We start from the raw sequence: 1245 nt of genomic DNA, 5'->3' as shown, positions 1-1245 counted from the left end.
TATACGCTTGCCAATTGGTGGTCTTGCAGGTCGGCTTCGGAGGTCTGCTCATGCAGCCCGGCTAGCATGCTGGGTTCACAAGATGAATCCCACTAGTTTCGCGCAACAACGCCACGCTGGCACCTGCGCGACTGCACAGGGAGTTCGCCATGATGCCGCCATCGGTCCGAGGCCATGGCGGACGGCCGCAGTGCGGCCGCGAAGGTCCCGCAGCAGGCGAGCGAAGCCTTCCTGGTGGCGGTGAAGAGAAGCAAGTCCGTGATCCGCAAGGCGGTCGGTGCCCGTGTGCTGGACCCCAAGATGCTGACCGCCGCGGAAGAACTGCAGTATGAAGACTTCCCGCGGCGCCAGCAGACCAACCGGGTGCTGCGGAGCTCTCGCCGTGCCACTGGCGCGACGGTCCCCTGCGCACTCCGCCAGCTGGCTGATGGCGGCATGGCCTGACCGGCGGATTGCGTGCCAGACCGGACGCAGCCGAAAGCTCGTCCGGCAGGTCCTTCGCGGCGAGCGCGAGGATGTGTTCCGGGTCCGCGAGAGCAGCCTGGCGCCTTGGCTGCCGAAGCTGGAACGGGGATGGACCGGCGGCTGCCGGAACGGCGCCGAGCTGAGGCGCCGCCAGCGCGCTGACGGTTTCCGGGGCAGTCTCCGTGTTCTGCGGCTTCGGTCGATCCCCGGAAACGATCGACCTGCTTCGCAGACGGTCTTGAACTCGAAGAGCGGGCCACTCGCCAGCGCCGCGCAGGGCGGGAGGTCTCCGCTGGGACGGGCAAATCGCCGCCTGCCCGCAAGATCGCGCGGTTGCGGGCATCTGGTCGGGACCGCCTGAACCGGGAAGAGCCGCTCGCGGTCACGCGTGTCGAGGCAATGCCGCCTGCTCTGGCGATTGCGAGATCGCTGGCCGGCAGGTTCACGGAAATTGTGCGCAACGGGACGGAGGCAGCGCTGGAGCCTTGGCTTGGCGAGGCCGAGGACAGCATGCCGGGCGCCTTTTCGCGCGGCCTCCGGAAAGATCACGACGCGCTCGCCGCAGCCCTGGCCGAGCCATGGTCCAACGGCCAGACCGAGGGACAGATCAACCGCCTGAAGATGCCGAAGCGCCAGATGCATGGGCGGGCGGGTGCGGGTAGGCTGACGGCGAGGATGGCTGCGATGGGCCTTGTTGCACAAATCGTGCGAGGGATTCACTGCATGAATCCAGCATGATAGCCGGTAGGCATGAGCAGTTGGGCCCCTACGAAGTACAAG

The 1245-nt window shown here is 67.1% G+C and carries 2 protein-coding genes; both read left to right on the top strand.

Going from position 1 to position 1245, the window contains the following annotated elements; translation table 11 throughout:
* The first annotated feature begins 174 nt into the window (after positions 1–174).
* A complete protein-coding gene (locus FGX59_RS36930) occupies positions 175–444 on the top strand; it encodes a hypothetical protein (protein ID WP_138473485.1) in 270 nt (89 codons plus the stop codon).
* Between the two features lie 354 nt (positions 445–798).
* Positions 799–1203 (top strand): transposase, encoded by a 405-nt coding sequence (locus FGX59_RS36925; protein ID WP_138473484.1) that lies wholly within the window; start codon positions 799–801, stop codon positions 1201–1203.
* Positions 1204–1245 lie beyond the last annotated feature (42 nt).

The sequence above is a fragment of the Poseidonocella sp. HB161398 genome (assembly GCF_005870025.1).
In the GTDB taxonomy this organism is placed as follows: Bacteria; Pseudomonadota; Alphaproteobacteria; order Rhodobacterales; family Rhodobacteraceae; genus Mangrovicoccus.
The sequence above is the reverse complement of the archived record's forward strand: the minus strand, read 5'-3'. Positions and strand labels throughout refer to the sequence as shown.